Origin of the sequence: Streptomyces sp. NRRL B-24085, assembly GCF_001282115.1 — a bacterium.
GTDB lineage: Bacteria > Actinomycetota > Actinomycetes > Streptomycetales > Streptomycetaceae > Streptomyces.
This window is the reverse complement of record NZ_LJBR01000261.1, coordinates 1-14,344: the sequence shown is the minus strand read 5'-3', so window position 1 is coordinate 14,344 and position 14,344 is coordinate 1. Positions and strand designations below refer to the sequence as shown.

At 71.8% G+C, this 14,344-nt stretch carries 13 protein-coding genes and 1 pseudogene; 8 read left to right on the top strand and 6 right to left on the bottom strand.

From position 1 onward, the window contains the following. A pseudogene (locus AOJ26_RS44545) lies at positions 1 to 200 on the top strand (hypothetical protein); the annotation flags it as partial. Positions 201 to 213: 13 nt separating this feature from the next. On the opposite strand, the gene AOJ26_RS26800 reads toward AOJ26_RS44545, so the two are convergent. Together AOJ26_RS26800 and AOJ26_RS26795 are read right to left on the bottom strand one after the other, a co-directional pair. Beyond that, positions 214 to 1,305 (bottom strand): adenylate/guanylate cyclase domain-containing protein, encoded by a 1,092-nt coding sequence (locus AOJ26_RS26800; protein ID WP_053850919.1) that lies wholly within the window; start codon positions 1,303 to 1,305, stop codon positions 214 to 216. Between the two features lie 212 nt (positions 1,306 to 1,517). Further along, positions 1,518 to 2,381, bottom strand: coding sequence for a biotin--[acetyl-CoA-carboxylase] ligase (locus AOJ26_RS26795; protein WP_053850918.1), 864 nt, complete (start codon positions 2,379 to 2,381; stop codon positions 1,518 to 1,520). 111 nt (positions 2,382 to 2,492) lie between these two features. Here AOJ26_RS26795 and AOJ26_RS26790 point away from each other — a divergent pair, with 111 nt between their 5' ends. Together AOJ26_RS26790 and AOJ26_RS26785 are read left to right on the top strand one after the other, a co-directional pair. Beyond that, complete coding sequence (locus AOJ26_RS26790; protein ID WP_053850917.1) at positions 2,493 to 4,085, top strand: acyl-CoA carboxylase subunit beta; 1,593 nt, start codon at positions 2,493 to 2,495, stop codon at positions 4,083 to 4,085. Positions 4,086 to 4,102: 17 nt separating this feature from the next. Further along, positions 4,103 to 4,312, top strand: coding sequence for an acyl-CoA carboxylase epsilon subunit (locus AOJ26_RS26785; RefSeq protein WP_053850916.1), 210 nt, complete (start codon positions 4,103 to 4,105; stop codon positions 4,310 to 4,312). Here the strand turns inward: AOJ26_RS26785 and AOJ26_RS26780 are convergent. Beyond that, a complete protein-coding gene (locus AOJ26_RS26780; protein ID WP_053850915.1) occupies positions 4,309 to 5,427 on the bottom strand; it encodes an SGNH/GDSL hydrolase family protein in 1,119 nt (372 codons plus the stop codon). The two genes, AOJ26_RS26785 and AOJ26_RS26780, sit on opposite strands and share 4 nt — an antisense overlap. A gap of 106 nt (positions 5,428 to 5,533) precedes the next feature. On the opposite strand from AOJ26_RS26780, the gene mmpB reads away from it, so the two are divergent. Together mmpB and AOJ26_RS26775 are read left to right on the top strand one after the other, a co-directional pair. Then, entirely contained in the window at positions 5,534 to 5,662 is a 129-nt protein-coding gene (gene mmpB, locus AOJ26_RS44965; RefSeq protein WP_086724589.1) for a morphogenic membrane protein MmpB, read from the top strand. Between the two features lie 18 nt (positions 5,663 to 5,680). After that, positions 5,681 to 6,301: a nucleoside triphosphate pyrophosphatase gene (locus AOJ26_RS26775; RefSeq protein ID WP_053850914.1), complete on the top strand. Its 621-nt coding sequence runs from the start codon at positions 5,681 to 5,683 to the stop codon at positions 6,299 to 6,301. 640 nt (positions 6,302 to 6,941) lie between these two features. Here AOJ26_RS26775 and AOJ26_RS26770 read toward each other — a convergent pair. Next, positions 6,942 to 7,454 carry a hypothetical protein gene (locus tag AOJ26_RS26770; protein ID WP_053850913.1) on the bottom strand — a complete coding sequence of 171 codons (513 nt, stop codon included), beginning with the start codon at positions 7,452 to 7,454 and terminating at the stop codon, positions 6,942 to 6,944. A 363-nt stretch (positions 7,455 to 7,817) separates the two neighbouring features. Here AOJ26_RS26770 and AOJ26_RS26765 point away from each other — a divergent pair, with 363 nt between their 5' ends. Continuing rightward, positions 7,818 to 9,590 (top strand): acetyl/propionyl/methylcrotonyl-CoA carboxylase subunit alpha, encoded by a 1,773-nt coding sequence (locus AOJ26_RS26765; RefSeq protein ID WP_053850912.1) that lies wholly within the window; start codon positions 7,818 to 7,820, stop codon positions 9,588 to 9,590. Positions 9,591 to 10,155: 565 nt separating this feature from the next. Here the strand turns inward: AOJ26_RS26765 and AOJ26_RS26755 are convergent. Together AOJ26_RS26755 and AOJ26_RS26750 are read right to left on the bottom strand one after the other, a co-directional pair. Further along, positions 10,156 to 11,118: a DeoR/GlpR family DNA-binding transcription regulator gene (locus AOJ26_RS26755; protein ID WP_078960038.1), complete on the bottom strand. Its 963-nt coding sequence runs from the start codon at positions 11,116 to 11,118 to the stop codon at positions 10,156 to 10,158. Positions 11,119 to 11,284: 166 nt separating this feature from the next. Continuing rightward, positions 11,285 to 12,733 (bottom strand): NAD(P)H-quinone dehydrogenase, encoded by a 1,449-nt coding sequence (locus tag AOJ26_RS26750; RefSeq protein WP_053850909.1) that lies wholly within the window; start codon positions 12,731 to 12,733, stop codon positions 11,285 to 11,287. A 96-nt stretch (positions 12,734 to 12,829) separates the two neighbouring features. Between AOJ26_RS26750 and AOJ26_RS26745 the strand changes: the two genes are divergently transcribed. Together AOJ26_RS26745 and AOJ26_RS26740 are read left to right on the top strand one after the other, a co-directional pair. After that, positions 12,830 to 13,267, top strand: a complete 438-nt coding sequence (locus AOJ26_RS26745; protein WP_053850908.1) for a gamma-glutamylcyclotransferase — start codon at positions 12,830 to 12,832, stop codon at positions 13,265 to 13,267. A 103-nt stretch (positions 13,268 to 13,370) separates the two neighbouring features. Beyond that, positions 13,371 to 14,207 (top strand): purine-nucleoside phosphorylase, encoded by an 837-nt coding sequence (locus tag AOJ26_RS26740; protein WP_053850907.1) that lies wholly within the window; start codon positions 13,371 to 13,373, stop codon positions 14,205 to 14,207. The last annotated feature ends 137 nt before the right edge of the window (positions 14,208 to 14,344 follow it).

Below are 14,344 nucleotides of genomic sequence, written 5' to 3'. Positions count from 1 at the left end.
CCCAGGCACCGGCCCCGGCCCCCACGACCACCACCGCACCTCGCGCACCCCACGCGCCGACGACGACGGCCGCCCCGCAACCGCCCCGGACCACGCCTCCACCGGCAGCGACCCCCGCGCCTCAGCCCACCCGCTCGACCCGGCCCGACCCGGGCCTGTGCGTGCCGATCGTCGGCCTGTGCGTGCGGCAGGGCGGCTAGGGCCTGTCCGGCCCTAGGGCGCGACGTCCCTGCGGGTCAGCAGCCAGGGCTCGACGACGCCGAGGCCACGGACCGGCCGCTGCCACATCGGCTGGAGTGCGAAGCGGTAGGTCGGCGGCTCCTCGCCCTCCTTCTCGGCGGTGGCCGCGGCCTCGGCCGCCTCCGCCTCGGAGGCGGGGGCCTCTCCGTGGCGGATCAGCTCCTCGGCGAACGCGCTGTCGACGAGGACGGCGTCGCGGGGAGCTATCGAGGTCAGCCGGGAGGCCAGGTTCACCGTCGTCCCGAAGACATCGCCCATACGGGTGGTCACCGTGCCGAAGGCGATGCCGACGCGCAGTTCGGGCATGGTCTCGTCGTTGGCCATGGTCTCGATGAGCCGCAGGGCGATCTCGGCGGCCACCGCGGCGTCGTCGGCCGCGTACAGCACCTCGTCGCCGAGGGTCTTGATGAGCCGTCCGCCCCTGGCCGCCACCAGGTCCGCGGCGGTGGTCTCGAAGGCCTCGACGAGCTCGCCGAGTTCCTCCTCCTCCATCCGGCGGGTCAGCCGCGTGAACCCGACGAGGTCGGCGAAGCCCACGCACAGCCGCCGGTCGACCATCTCCTCGTCGTCGGCGGCCTGCACGACCCGGCCGGCCGAGGCGGCGAGCTGGCGGCGCCAGACGTAGACGAGGAACTCCTCCAGCTCGGGCAGGAGCAGCTCGATGATCGGGTACGTCACCTCGGTGCGGGTCATGCCCGGTTCCGGCGGCTCGGTCAGGCCTTCCAGGAAGGAGTCGATCTGCCACTCGGCGAGCCGGGCGGTGGTCTGCCCGGTGGACCGCGCCACCTGCACGGCCATGGCCTCGCTCAGCAGCCCCGCCTCGACGAGACCGGCGAGCCGCCGCAGCGCGAGGACGTCCGCCTCGGTGAACGCCTTGGCCTGGCCGACGTCGGCGAAGCCCATCGCCCGCCAGAAGCGGGTGGCCAGCTCCATGGAGACGCCGGCGGTGCGGGCCGCCTGAAAGGGGGTGTAGCGCCGCTCGGCACCGAGGATGAGCTGTTCGAGACGCACGGCGAGCGGGTGCGGGATCGCGTCCGCGCCGGAGCCCGTGTCGTCTGCGGTCACGCCTGCTGCCCTTCCGATCTGTCACGGTCAGGTATCGACCGGCCTCAACTGTACGGCAGGTGTGCGGTAGCTCACGTCCTCACTCCGTCAGGTGGAGCGGGAAGACCGTGGCCGGCTGCGGTCCTCGGTCGGCCACGGGCCGATTGCGGCCGGTCGCGCCCACGCGGTGGAGCCGCACATCGACACAGCCCCGCGCCCTGGGGAGCTACGGCTCACGCCGGTCGCAGGTGGACGATGTCCCCCGCCCCCACCGGCTCCTGTACGCCCTCCTTCGTCGCGATCACCAGGCGGCCGTCGCCGTCCACCGCCACCGCCTCGCCGACCAGTGCACGGTCTCCGGGCAGCTCCGCCCGTACGGTCCTTCCCAGCGTCGCGCACCCGGCCGCGTACGTCTCCTGGAGGCCGCTGACCGCCGGGTCGCCGGCCGCGGCCCGCCAGCGGCCGTACCACTCCTCCAGGGAGCGCAGGACGGCCCGCAGCAGGGGGTCCCGGTCGGTGCTCACCGCTCCGGCCAGCGCCAGCGAACCCGCAGTGGGGACGGGCAGCTCGTCCTCCCTGAGGGTGGCGTTGATGCCGACGCCGATGACGACGCCGTCGTCGCCGGCCCGTTCCGCGAGGATCCCGCCGGCCTTGCGTTCCTCGCCGCCCACGGTGACCAGGAGGTCGTTGGGCCACTTGAGAGCCGTGTCCACGCCGGCCGCCCGGGACAGGCCCGTGGCCACCGCGACCCCGGTGAGCAGGGGCAGCCAGCCCCAGCGGGCGACCGGCACGTCACCCGGGGTCAGCAGGACGGAGAAGAAGAGGCCCGAGCGGGGCGGTGCCGTCCACCGGCGGTCCAGGCGGCCCCGGCCGGCGCTCTGCTCCTCGGCGACGAGGACCGCGCCCTCGACCGCCTTGCCCGCGGCGGCGCGGGCGACCAGCTCGGAGTTGGTGGACCCGGTGCCGGCCAGCACCTCGATCCCGGACCACAGCCCGCCGTCCCGCACCAGCCCGCGGCGCAGGGCGGCGGCGTTGAGGGGCGGCCGGTCGAGGTCCGACCAACGGCTGTCGTCTCCTGGAACATCTCGCGGCGTCATGCAAGCCACCCTAGGTGTGTGAAACGCCGCACTGCTGATTCGTAGGGGCACCACTACTCTACGGATGAGTAACCGTCCCCCCTTTTGAGCAGGCAGGGAGCCGCGAGACCGATGTCCGAGCCGGAAGAGATCGACATCCACACCACCGCGGGCAAGCTCGCGGATCTCCAGCGTCGTATTGACGAGGCGACGCACGCCGGCTCCGAACGTGCCGTCGAGAAGCAGCACGCCAAGGGCAAGCTGACGGCCCGTGAGCGCATCGAACTGCTCCTCGACGAAGGCTCTTTCGTGGAGTTGGACGAGTTCGCCCGGCACCGCTCCACCAACTTCGGGCTGGAGCAGAACCGCCCATACGGCGACGGGGTCGTCACCGGGTACGGCACGGTCGACGGCCGCCCCGTCGCCGTGTTCTCCCAGGACTTCACCGTCTTCGGCGGCGCGCTGGGCGAGGTCTACGGCCAGAAGATCGTCAAGGTGATGGACTTCGCGCTGAAGACCGGCTGTCCGGTCATCGGCATCAACGACTCCGGCGGCGCCCGTATCCAGGAGGGCGTGGCCTCGCTGGGCGCGTACGGCGAGATCTTCCGCCGCAACACCCACGCCAGCGGTGTCATCCCGCAGATCAGCCTGGTCGTCGGCCCCTGTGCGGGCGGGGCCGTGTACTCCCCGGCGATCACCGACTTCACGGTGATGGTCGACCAGACCTCGCACATGTTCATCACCGGTCCCGACGTCATCAAGACGGTCACCGGCGAGGACGTCGGCTTCGAGGAGCTGGGCGGCGCCCGCACCCACAACTCGGTGTCCGGCGTGGCCCACCACATGGCCGGGGACGAGAAGGACGCCGTCGAGTACGTCAAGCAGCTGCTGTCGTACCTGCCGTCCAACAACCTGTCCGAGCCGCCGGTCTACCCGGAGGAGGCGGACCTCACGGTCACCGACGAGGACCGCGAGCTGGACACCCTGGTCCCGGACAGCGCGAACCAGCCGTACGACATGCACACGGTGATCGAACACATCCTGGACGACGCCGAGTTCTTCGAGACGCAGCCGCTGTTCGCGCCGAACATCCTCACCGGCTACGGCCGTGTCGAGGGCCACCCGGTCGGCATCGTCGCCAACCAGCCGATGCAGTTCGCCGGCTGTCTCGACATCACCGCGTCGGAGAAGGCGGCCCGCTTCGTCCGCACCTGCGACGCCTTCAACATCCCGGTGATCACCTTCGTGGACGTCCCCGGCTTCCTGCCGGGCGTCGACCAGGAGCACGACGGCATCATCCGCCGCGGCGCCAAGCTGATCTACGCCTACGCGGAGGCCACGGTCCCGCTGATCACGGTGATCACCCGCAAGGCCTTCGGCGGCGCGTACGACGTCATGGGCTCCAAGCACCTCGGCGCGGACATCAACCTCGCCTGGCCCACCGCTCAGATCGCCGTGATGGGCGCCCAGGGCGCGGTGAACATCCTGCACCGCCGCACGATCGCGGAGGCCGAGGCCGCCGGGGACGCGGAGGCGACCCGGGCCCGGCTGATCCAGGAGTACGAGGACGCCCTCCTCAACCCCTACATCGCGGCCGAGCGCGGCTACATCGACTCCGTGATCATGCCGTCGGACACCCGCCGCCATGTGGTCAGGGGCCTGCGCCAGCTGCGCACCAAGCGCGAGTCCCTGCCTCCGAAGAAGCACGGCAACATCCCCCTCTAGCCCTGCCGGGAGCCGTCATGAACATCAAGGTCGTACGGGGAAACCCCACCCCCGAGGAGCTCGCCGCCGCCCTGGCGGTGGTCAGGGCCCGCGCCGCGGCTGCGACCTCGTCGCCGTCCGGCGCGCAGGAGCGGAAGGCCGCGTGGTCCGATCCGTCCCGCATCGCGGGCCGCCGCCTGCCCCAGCCGGGGCCGACGGCCTGGTCCCGCACGTACTGGCCGGCCTAGAGGACGGCCGCCAGCGCTTCGGCCATCACCTCGTATCCGAGATCGTTCGGATGCAGGTGATCGCCGAAGTCGTACGACGGACGCAGCCGGTCCGGGTCGTACGGATCGGCCATCACCCGGGCGAGGTCCGCCACCGCGTCGTACGCGCCGGAGCAGCGGGTCCACTCGTTCACCTCGTGCGCGACCTTCGCCGCGTGCTCGCCCCAGTGGTCCGAGCCCCCGAACGGCAGCAGGGTGCACCCGATCACCCGCAGACCCTGCGACTGCGCCTGCCGTATCAACTCGTCGTATCCGGCGATGAGTTCGGGCGCCTCCACGACTGGTGCGGGCTTGTAGGTGGGCTGTTCGTCGGTCTCGCTGAACCCGATGTCGTTGAGCCCCAGCAGCACGACCGCCGTGTCCACCCCGGCGAGTTCCAGCACGTCCCGCCGGAACCGCCGCACCCCTCGCTCGCCGTACCAGGCGGAGTCGTTGAGCAGCAGGTTCCCGCCGATCCCGGCGTTGAGCACGGGCCGCCCGCTCAGCCGGGCCAGCGCGTCGGACCAGCGGCGGTCCGCCCCCACCGTGGAGCCGAACCCGTCCGTGAGGGAGTCCCCGAACAGGGCGATCCCGTCCGTGCGCCCGGAGTCCGTCTCGACGGCGGCCAGGAAGTACCAGGACTCGCTCACCGCGTCGAAGCCCTGCCCGCCCGTGTCGGTCAGCAGATCGCCCTGCCCCCGGTAACTCGGTGCGAAGGCCTGGGCATGGAAGGTCGCGGGGCCGGTCGCGGCGTCGAAGTGCAGGGTGACCGTCACCGACTCCCCCGCCGTCACGGGGAGTTCGACCGGCTCGCTCACCAGTGAGCCCCGGGCCGGTATCTCGTCCGCGAGCGTGAGGGTGCGCAGCGATCCCGGCTCGACGCCCGCGCCGGTGGCCGTACGGCCGATCGTCGCGCCCGCGAGCCGGACCGGTGAGGTGCCGTACGCGTGGGACAGCCGGATCCGCACCCGACGCCCTCCCGCCGACAGCCGGACGACCTGGCGCACGGACTGCCGCCAGAAGCCCTCGCGGGACCAGTTGGGGGTGAAGCCCTCGGCGGGCAGCTGGGGCGAGGCGGACCAGGCGGTGGTGAACACGGACGTACCCCTCTCTCTCGACTACTAATGGAACCACAGTACCGTTAAGAGAAGTTGAGTACGCGTACTCAGGCGCCCCGCACGAAATCGCCGCACGCTGGAAACCATGCTGTGGTCCGACCCCGAGAACGAACCGCCGAAGGAACTGCGCGACATGCAGGACATGCTTCGGCGACTGAGCGTCTTCCTGGCGCTGGCCATGGTGCTCGCGATGATCGTGATCGGGTTGCGCTGACCGGACTACGCTGACCGCATGACCGATCAGCCGCGCCGCCGACTCGTGCTCGCCTCCCAGTCCCCCGCCCGGCTGGGCCTGCTGCGACAGGCCGGCCTCGCTCCCGAGGTGCTCGTGAGCGGGGTCGACGAGGACGCCGTCACCGCCCCCACCCCCGCCGAACTGGCCCTCGCCCTCGCCGAGGCGAAGGCCTCCGTCGTGTCCGCGAAGCCCGAGGTCAAGGGTGCGCTGGTGATCGGCTGCGACTCAGTGCTCGACCTGGACGGCGAGGCCCTCGGCAAGCCGGCCGACGCCGAGGAGGCGACGGCCCGCTGGAAGGCCATGCGCGGCCGCGCGGGCACCCTTCAGACCGGCCACTGCGTCTACGACACCACGAGCGGCCGGTACGTCTCCGCGGTCGCCTCCACCGTCGTCCGCTTCGGCGAGCCGACCGACGAGGAGATCGCCGCGTACGTCGCCTCCGGCGAACCCCTCTACGTCGCCGGGGCGTTCACCCTGGACGGCCGTTCGGCCCCGTTCATCGAGGGCATCGACGGCGACCACGGCAACGTCATCGGCCTCAGCCTGCCACTGCTGCGCCGCCTGCTGGCCGAACTGGGCGTCGGTATCACAGAGCTGTGGACCCCGACGGAGGCGTGAGCGCCGCCCCCACGCCGAGGCGAGCGCCCCCGTCCGGCCCGGCCGACGACATCACGGGGCCGCGGGGCCGCGGGGTGCCGACGGAGGCGTGAGCCCCACCCCCGCGCCGAGGCGAGCGCCCTCGTCCGGCCCGGCCGACGACATCACGGGGCCGCGGGGCCGCGGGGTGCCGACGGAGGCGTGAGCCCCACCCTCGCGCCGAGGCGAACGCCCCCGTCCGGCCCGGACGGCGGCATCACGGGGCCGCGGGCGCCGACGGCGGCATGAGCGACGCCGCACGGGCTCCCACCCGGCCCCTCGACACCTTCCGCCCCGCGGTGCTCCACCTCAGCCGGTCGCCGCCACCCCGACCGCCGACGGTCCCGTCAGGGGGCGCAGGACCGGTGGAGGCACGAGCAGCGCCCCCGCGATTCTCACCGACCCGTCGGCGCCCTCCGCGCCCTCGGGCGCCGGGGTACCGAACTACCCGGCGACCAGCGAGGGGTTCCCGTCGCGGGGTCGCCGAACCGGCGGAGGCCCGAGCAGCGCCTCGCGCGATCATCTACCACCCCTCTCGGCACCCTCCGCCCCCTCGGGCACCGAGGCGCTCGACCTCACTCGGTCGGCGTCGGCCCGGCCGTCGGCCGGTCGGGTGTCCCTGTCACGGAGTGGTCGGTGCCGGTGGAGGGGTGAGGGAGGAGCCTCCGACGGCCGGGGGGTCTTCCGGGCCCTCGGGGCCACCGGGGCCCGGCGTGGCGTGCGGCTCCGCCGCGACCGGGCCGTGCCGGCCGTCGTAGGTGACCAGGACGAGCACGATCAGGCCGAGCATCACGATCATGAAGAGGAACTGGGGGCGGCCGATCAGGGCCCAGGCGACCGCGGCCAGCAGGCCGTGCACCACGGCGGCGCTGATCAGCAGGATCCGGCCGAGTCCGGCGGGCTGCCGGTCGCGCACCGCCACCAGCAGGGCGACCAGCGCGCACAGGGCGAAGTAGAGGCCGAAGACGATTCCGCCGATCTTCGAGGACATCGACATCGCGTCCGGGTCCAGGCCGGCCAGTGACATGTTCTGCGCGTCGACGAGATTGCCCATGATCCAGTTCAGCATCGCCACGCCGAACGCCTCCGCGAAGAGGACGACCGCCACGACCCACGCCGCCGGCCTGCGTATCACCGGTCCCCACCCACTTTCGAGCCGTGCTCTTGTTACCCGAAGTACGTTCGATACAACGCGAACGCTACTAACGGGTAAACCGCGGGACAAGGGTTCGGCCGCGGGCAAAGAATCATTGGGCCATTCGTAGGGACTCCACAAAGAATCGGAGTGGTCCGCAGCACGCTCTCACAGAGACCTTGACCACAGAGGAGGGCTAGGGTTTCCGGGAGGAGTCCTGCGTACCGCGGTGCGACAAGGGATTTCGCGGGTCGTGCACGCTCGCATCACGCTCCGTGTGGGGAAGCTCACCACAGGGGACGGGTCGAAGAGCCGTGTCGGCAGTCCCTAAACTCGGCTTGTTTCAAGGAGGGAGCCTCAATCGTGCGCAAGGTGCTCATCGCCAACCGTGGCGAAATCGCTGTCCGCGTTGCCCGGGCCTGCCGGGATGCCGGTATCGCGAGCGTGGCCGTGTACGCCGACCCGGACCGGGACGCTCTGCATGTCCGCGCCGCGGATGAGGCGTTCGCCCTGGGCGGTGACACCCCGGCCACCAGCTACCTGGACATCGAGAAGGTCCTGGGGGCCGCGCGTGAGTCGGGCGCGGACGCCATCCATCCGGGTTACGGCTTCCTCTCCGAGAACGCCGAGTTCGCGCAGGCGGTCCTGGACGCGGGCCTGATCTGGATCGGCCCGCCCCCGCAGGCCATCCGCGACCTGGGTGACAAGGTCGCCGCCCGGCACATCGCCCAGCGCGCCGGCGCCCCCCTGGTGGCGGGCACGCCCGACCCGGTCTCCGGTGCCGACGAGGTCGTGGCCTTCGCCGAGGAGCACGGCCTGCCCATCGCCATCAAGGCCGCCTTCGGCGGTGGCGGTCGCGGCCTGAAGGTCGCCCGCACCCTCGAAGAGGTCCCCGAGCTGTACGACTCCGCGGTCCGCGAGGCGGTCGCCGCCTTCGGCCGCGGCGAGTGCTTCGTCGAGCGCTACCTGGACCGCCCCCGGCACGTGGAGACCCAGTGCCTGGCCGACAAGCACGGCAACGTGGTCGTCGTCTCCACCCGTGACTGCTCCCTCCAGCGCCGCCACCAGAAGCTGGTCGAGGAGGCGCCCGCGCCCTTCCTCTCCGAGGAGCAGGTCGCCGAGCTGTACCGCGCCTCCAAGGCGATCCTGAAGGAAGCCTCCTACGAGGGCGCCGGGACCTGCGAGTTCCTGGTCGGCCAGGACGGCACGATCTCCTTCCTGGAGGTCAACACCCGCCTCCAGGTCGAGCACCCGGTCACCGAGGAGGTCTCCGGCATCGACCTGGTGCGCGAGATGTTCCGCATCGCCGACGGCGAGGAACTGGGCTACGGCGACCCCGAACTGCGCGGCCACTCCTTCGAGTTCCGCATCAACGGCGAGGACCCGGGCCGTAACTTCCTCCCGGCCCCCGGCACGGTCACCAAGTTCGAGGCGCCCTCCGGTCCGGGCGTGCGCCTGGACGCCGGCGTCGAGGCCGGCAGCGTCATCGGCCCCGCCTGGGACTCCCTCCTGGCGAAGCTGATCGTCACCGGCGCCACCCGTGAGCAGGCCCTCCAGCGGGCCGCCCGCGCCCTGGACGAGTTCCAGGTCGAGGGCATGGCCACCGCCATCCCGTTCCACCGCGCGGTCGTCAAGGACCCGGCGTTCGCCCCCGAACTGACCGGCTCCAGCGACCCGTTCACGGTCCACACCCGCTGGATCGAGACCGAGTTCGTCAACGACATCAAGCCCTTCGCGGCCCCGGCCGACACCGAGGCCGAGGACGACGCGGACCGCGAGACGATCGTCGTCGAGGTCGGCGGCAAGCGCCTGGAGGTCTCGCTGCCCTCCTCGCTCGGCATGTCCCTGGCCCGCACCGGCCTCGCCGCGGGCGCCAAGCCCAAGCGCCGGGCGGCCAAGAAGTCCGGCCCCGTCGCCTCCGGCGACACCCTCGCCTCCCCGATGCAGGGCACGATCGTCAAGATCGCCGTCGAGGAGGGCCAGGAGGTCAAGGAGGGCGACCTGGTCGTCGTCCTGGAGGCGATGAAGATGGAGCAGCCGCTCAACGCGCACCGGTCCGGCACCATCAAGGGCCTGACGGCGGAGGTCGGCGCGTCGATCACCTCGGGTGCGGCGATCTGCGAGATCAAGGACTGAGCGCACCCCGTACGCCCATTGCCGCACAGGCATCCCGAGGCGCCCCGCGGACCGGAGCAGTCGGTCCGCGGGGCGCCTCGCTCTCCCCGTCCCCCGAGAGGGTGGTCTCCCGCGCTCCCGCGGCCCGCGCCCAGCCGGTGCCCCGGCGGACGAGGGCCAGGCCGGCGCGGGCGAAGGCCGCCATAACGAATGACAGCGCGGTCAAGGGCGCGATGCCGATCACGTATCCGGCGACGTGGAACGGCATGGACAGGATCAGCGGCCAGGCGGCCCAGGCCGGCGACGCCGAGCAGGAGGACCGGGCTGTTCACCACGGCGAGTTCATCGACCCCGTGGGCGATCCGCACGACGCTCCTCCGGCTGGGCGGCCGCTCTCCCGGCGCTGCTCTCGCCAGGGACGTCCCGGGAAAGAACCTACGGCTTCCGCCGACAGGTGAACCGGTCCGTACGGATCGCCAGGGGTGAGCGGGAGGTCAAGAGGGGCGCGCGGAAGGCAGGTTGAGCTGGGCCCCCCTCCGGCCAGGCACCGCCCGAGACACGCGGCGGCATCACCGCGTCGAAGGGGTCAGCGGCGGCGCAGGTCCGCCACCCGGGCCCGTTCCGCCGCCGGGGTCGGTTCGCCCAGGGCCGTGGCCGTGCGGAGAGAGGGGCCCGCCGACGGGAGCTGGCTGCGGCGGGGGCCCGGCACGGGCACGTCCCGGCGCTCTTGCCGGCGCGCCGGGACCTGATCACCCCCCGGCGCTCCCGACGCGCCGGCCACGGCGATCTGCACCCCCTGGTCGGCGAGCGCCTGGAGTTCGGTCGCGGCCCGGTCGTCGTGGGCCGGGGGCTCGTCCGTGACCAGCCGCGTGATCACATCCGTCGGCACGGTCTGGAACATCGTGTCGGTGCCCAGCTTGGTGTGGTCGGCGAGGACCACGACCTCCGCGGCGGCCTGCACCAGCGCCCGGTCCACGGACGCCGACAGCATGTTGGACGTGGACAGCCCGCGCTCGGCGGTGAGCCCGCTCCCGGAGAGGAAGGCCCGCGAAACCCTGAGCCCCTGGAGCGACTGTTCCGCCCCCGAGCCGACCAGGGCGTAATTGGAACCGCGCAGGGTGCCGCCGGTCATCACGACCTCCACCCGGTTGGCATGGGCGAGTGCCTGGGCCACCAGGAGGGAATTGGTCACGACGGTCAGCCCGGGGACCCGGGCGAGCCGGCGCGCCAGCTCCTGGGTGGTGGTACCCGCCCCCACCACAATGGCCTCGCCCTCTTCGACGAGACCCGCGGCGAGATCGGCGATGGCCGTCTTCTCGGCGGTCGCGAGATGCGATTTCTGCGGAAAGCCGGACTCCCGCGTGAACCCGCCCGGCAATACCGCACCGCCGTGCCGGCGGTCGAGGAGTCCTTCTGCCTCCAGCGCGCGCACGTCCCGCCGTACGGTCACTTCGGAGGTCTGGACGACGCGGGCGAGCTCACGGAGCGACACGGCCCCATTGGCTCGCACCATTTCGAGGATCAATTGGCGACGTTCTGCAGCGAACACGAAACTGACAGTAACCCCAACGACCGTCTGGTTTCAGCAGTTTGCGCCGAATTACAGAAGTTGTTCGCACAGTAGGACGGGAAGTGGTATAGGGCCTAATCTCCCCGCCTATGCCGCACGAATGGTCGACAACTCCCTGTGACCAGGCAGGAATCGCTTTCGGCCGTCAGGCCCCGCCGGTCTCCTTGCGCGTGGTCAACTGCCGTGCCACCTCGGCGATCGACCCCGAAAGGGAGGGGTAAACGGTGAACGCGTTCGCGATCTGTTCGACCGTCAGATTGTTGTCGACCGCGATCGAGATGGGGTGGATCAGTTCCGAGGCGCGGGGCGCGACGACGACACCGCCGACGACGATCCCGGTGCCGGGCCGGCAGAAGATCTTGACGAAGCCGTCGCGGATGCCCTGCATCTTGGCGCGCGGGTTGCGCAGCAGCGGCAGCTTCACGACCCGGGCCTCGATCTTCCCGCCGTCCACGTCGGCCTGCGAGTACCCGACGGTGGCGATCTCGGGGTCGGTGAAGACGTTCGACGAGACGGTCTTGAGGTTCAGCGGGGCCACCGCGTCGCCGAGGAAGTGGTACATGGCGATGCGCCCCTGCATGGCGGCGACGGAGGCGAGCGCGAACACCCCGGTCACGTCACCGGCGGCGTACACACCGGGAGCCGTCGTGCGGGACACCTTGTCGGTCCAGATGTGCCCGGACTCGCGCAGCTTGACGCCCGCTTCCTCCAGTCCCATCCCGGCACTGTTCGGGATGGCGCCGACGGCCATCAGGCAGTGCGAGCCGGTGATGACCCGCCCGTCGGCCAGCGTGACCTCGACCCGGTCCCCGACCCGCTTGGCAGACTGGGCGCGGGAGCGGGCCATGACGTTCATGCCGCGCCGCCGGAAGACGTCCTCCAGTACGGCGGCCGCGTCCGGGTCCTCCCCGGGCAGCACCCGGTCCCGGGACGACACGAGCGTCACCTTGGAGCCGAGTGCCTGGTAGGCACCGGCGAACTCGGCGCCGGTGACACCGGACCCGACCACGATGAGCTCTTCCGGCAGCTCGTCGAGGTCGTAGACCTGGGTCCAGTTGAGGATGCGCTCGCCGTCGGGCTGGGCGTCGGGCAGCTCACGGGGATGCCCGCCCGTGGCGATGAGCACCGCGTCCGCGACGAGCGTCTCCTCGCTCCCGTCGGCGGCCCGCACGACGACCTTCCGGGACCCGTCGAGGGACTGCATGCCCTCGAGCCGGCCACGCCCGCGCATCACGCGCGCACCCGCTCGCGTCACGGAAGCCGTGATGTCGTGCGACTGGGCGAGGGCGAGCCGCTTCACCCGCCGGTTGACCTTCCCCAGATCGACGCCCACCACCCGGGCGGCCTGCTCCAGCGGAGGGGTGTCATCGGCGACGATGATCCCCAGCTCCTCGTAGGACGAGTCGAAGGTCGTCATGACCTCGGCCGTAGCGATAAGGGTCTTCGACGGCACACAGTCGGTCAGCACCGACGCCCCGCCCAGACCGTCGGCGTCGACGACGGTCACCTCCGCGCCGAGCTGGGCGGCCACCAGGGCCGCCTCGTATCCGCCGGGTCCGCCACCGATGATCACGATCCGAGTCACGTACTCCATTGTCCCGCACGAGCCGGGGTGCCACGGCCTGGGGGGCGCCCCGAGACGCCACTGTTACGGGAGAGACACCGGGGAGGGCTGCCGTACCCTCGATCCATGTCGCTCTACGCCGCCTATGCCGGCAACCTCGACGCGCGGCTGATGACCCGCCGTGCCCCGCACTCGCCGATGCGCGCCACGGGGTGGCTGAACGGGTGGCGGCTGACCTTCGGCGGCGAGCACATGGGCTGGGAGGGCGCCCTCGCGACGATCGTCGAGGACCCCCTCTCCCAGGTGTTCGTGGCGCTCTACGAGATCGCCCCCGCCGACGACGAGTCCATGGACCGCTGGGAGGGCGTGGGCCTGGACATCTACCGCCGCACGCGCATGCGGGTCCACACCCTGGAGGGCGAGGAACAGGCCTGGACGTACGTCCTGAACGGCTACGAGGGCGGCCTGCCCTCCGCCCGCTACCTGGGCGAGATCGCGGACGCGGCGGAGTCCGCAGGCGCCCCGCACGACTACGTGATGGAACTCCGCAAGCGCCCCTGCTGAAGGAGCCGGGCCACCGGTTGGTTGGAAACGACAAGACAACGATCGCCATCCCGTCAGCTCTGTCATCTACGCGCGTAGGCCCGGACCGGCTACCCTCGTCCGCGTGAACGCATCTCTTCTTCCGGACGACATCCAGGGCGCCACCCCCGCTGAGCCGAGGGTCGCCGCCGACGCCGCCGCCGCGCGCCTGCGCGAACTGACCGGCGCCGAGACCCACGACGTCGCCCTCGTGATGGGCTCCGGCTGGGCACCGGCCGTGGACGCCCTCGGCGCTCCCGAGGCCGAGTTCCTGGTCACCGAGCTGCCCGGTTTCCCGCCGCCGGTGGTGGAGGGACACGGCGGCAAGATCCGCTCGTACAGGATCGGTGAGAAGCGGGCCCTGGTCTTCCTCGGCCGCACCCACTACTACGAGGGCCGGGGCGTCGCGGCCGTGGCCCACGGCGTGCGCACCGCGGTCGCGGCCGGCTGCAAGACGATCGTCCTCACCAACGGCTGCGGCGGCCTGCGCGAGGGCATGCGCCCCGGCCAGCCGGTCCTGATCAGCGACCACATCAACCTCACGGCGACCTCCCCGATCATCGGCGCGAACTTCGTCGACCTGACCGACCTCTACTCGCCCCGCCTGCGCGCCCTGTGCAAGGAGATCGACCCCAGCCTGGAGGAGGGCGTCTACGCCCAGTTCCCCGGCCCGCACTACGAGACCCCGGCCGAGATCCGCATGGCCCGCGTGATCGGCGCGGACCTGGTCGGCATGTCGACGGTCCTCGAGGCGATCGCCGCGCGCGAGGCGGGTGCGGAGGTCCTCGGCATCTCCCTGGTGACGAACCTCGCCGCGGGCATGACGGGCGAGCCCCTGAACCACGAGGAAGTCCTCCAGGCGGGCCGTGACTCGGCGACCCGGATGGGTGCGCTGCTGGCCCAGGTACTCGGCCGCATCTGAGAGACCGCCCAGTGATGTGCCGGGTGCGGTGGTCGGGCGGCCACACGGCCGGTGGGGGCTGGTCGCGCAGTTCCCCGCGCCCCTGGGTGGGACATGTGGACGCTCGTGCAGACGCTCACGGCGGTGAGGGGACGGGG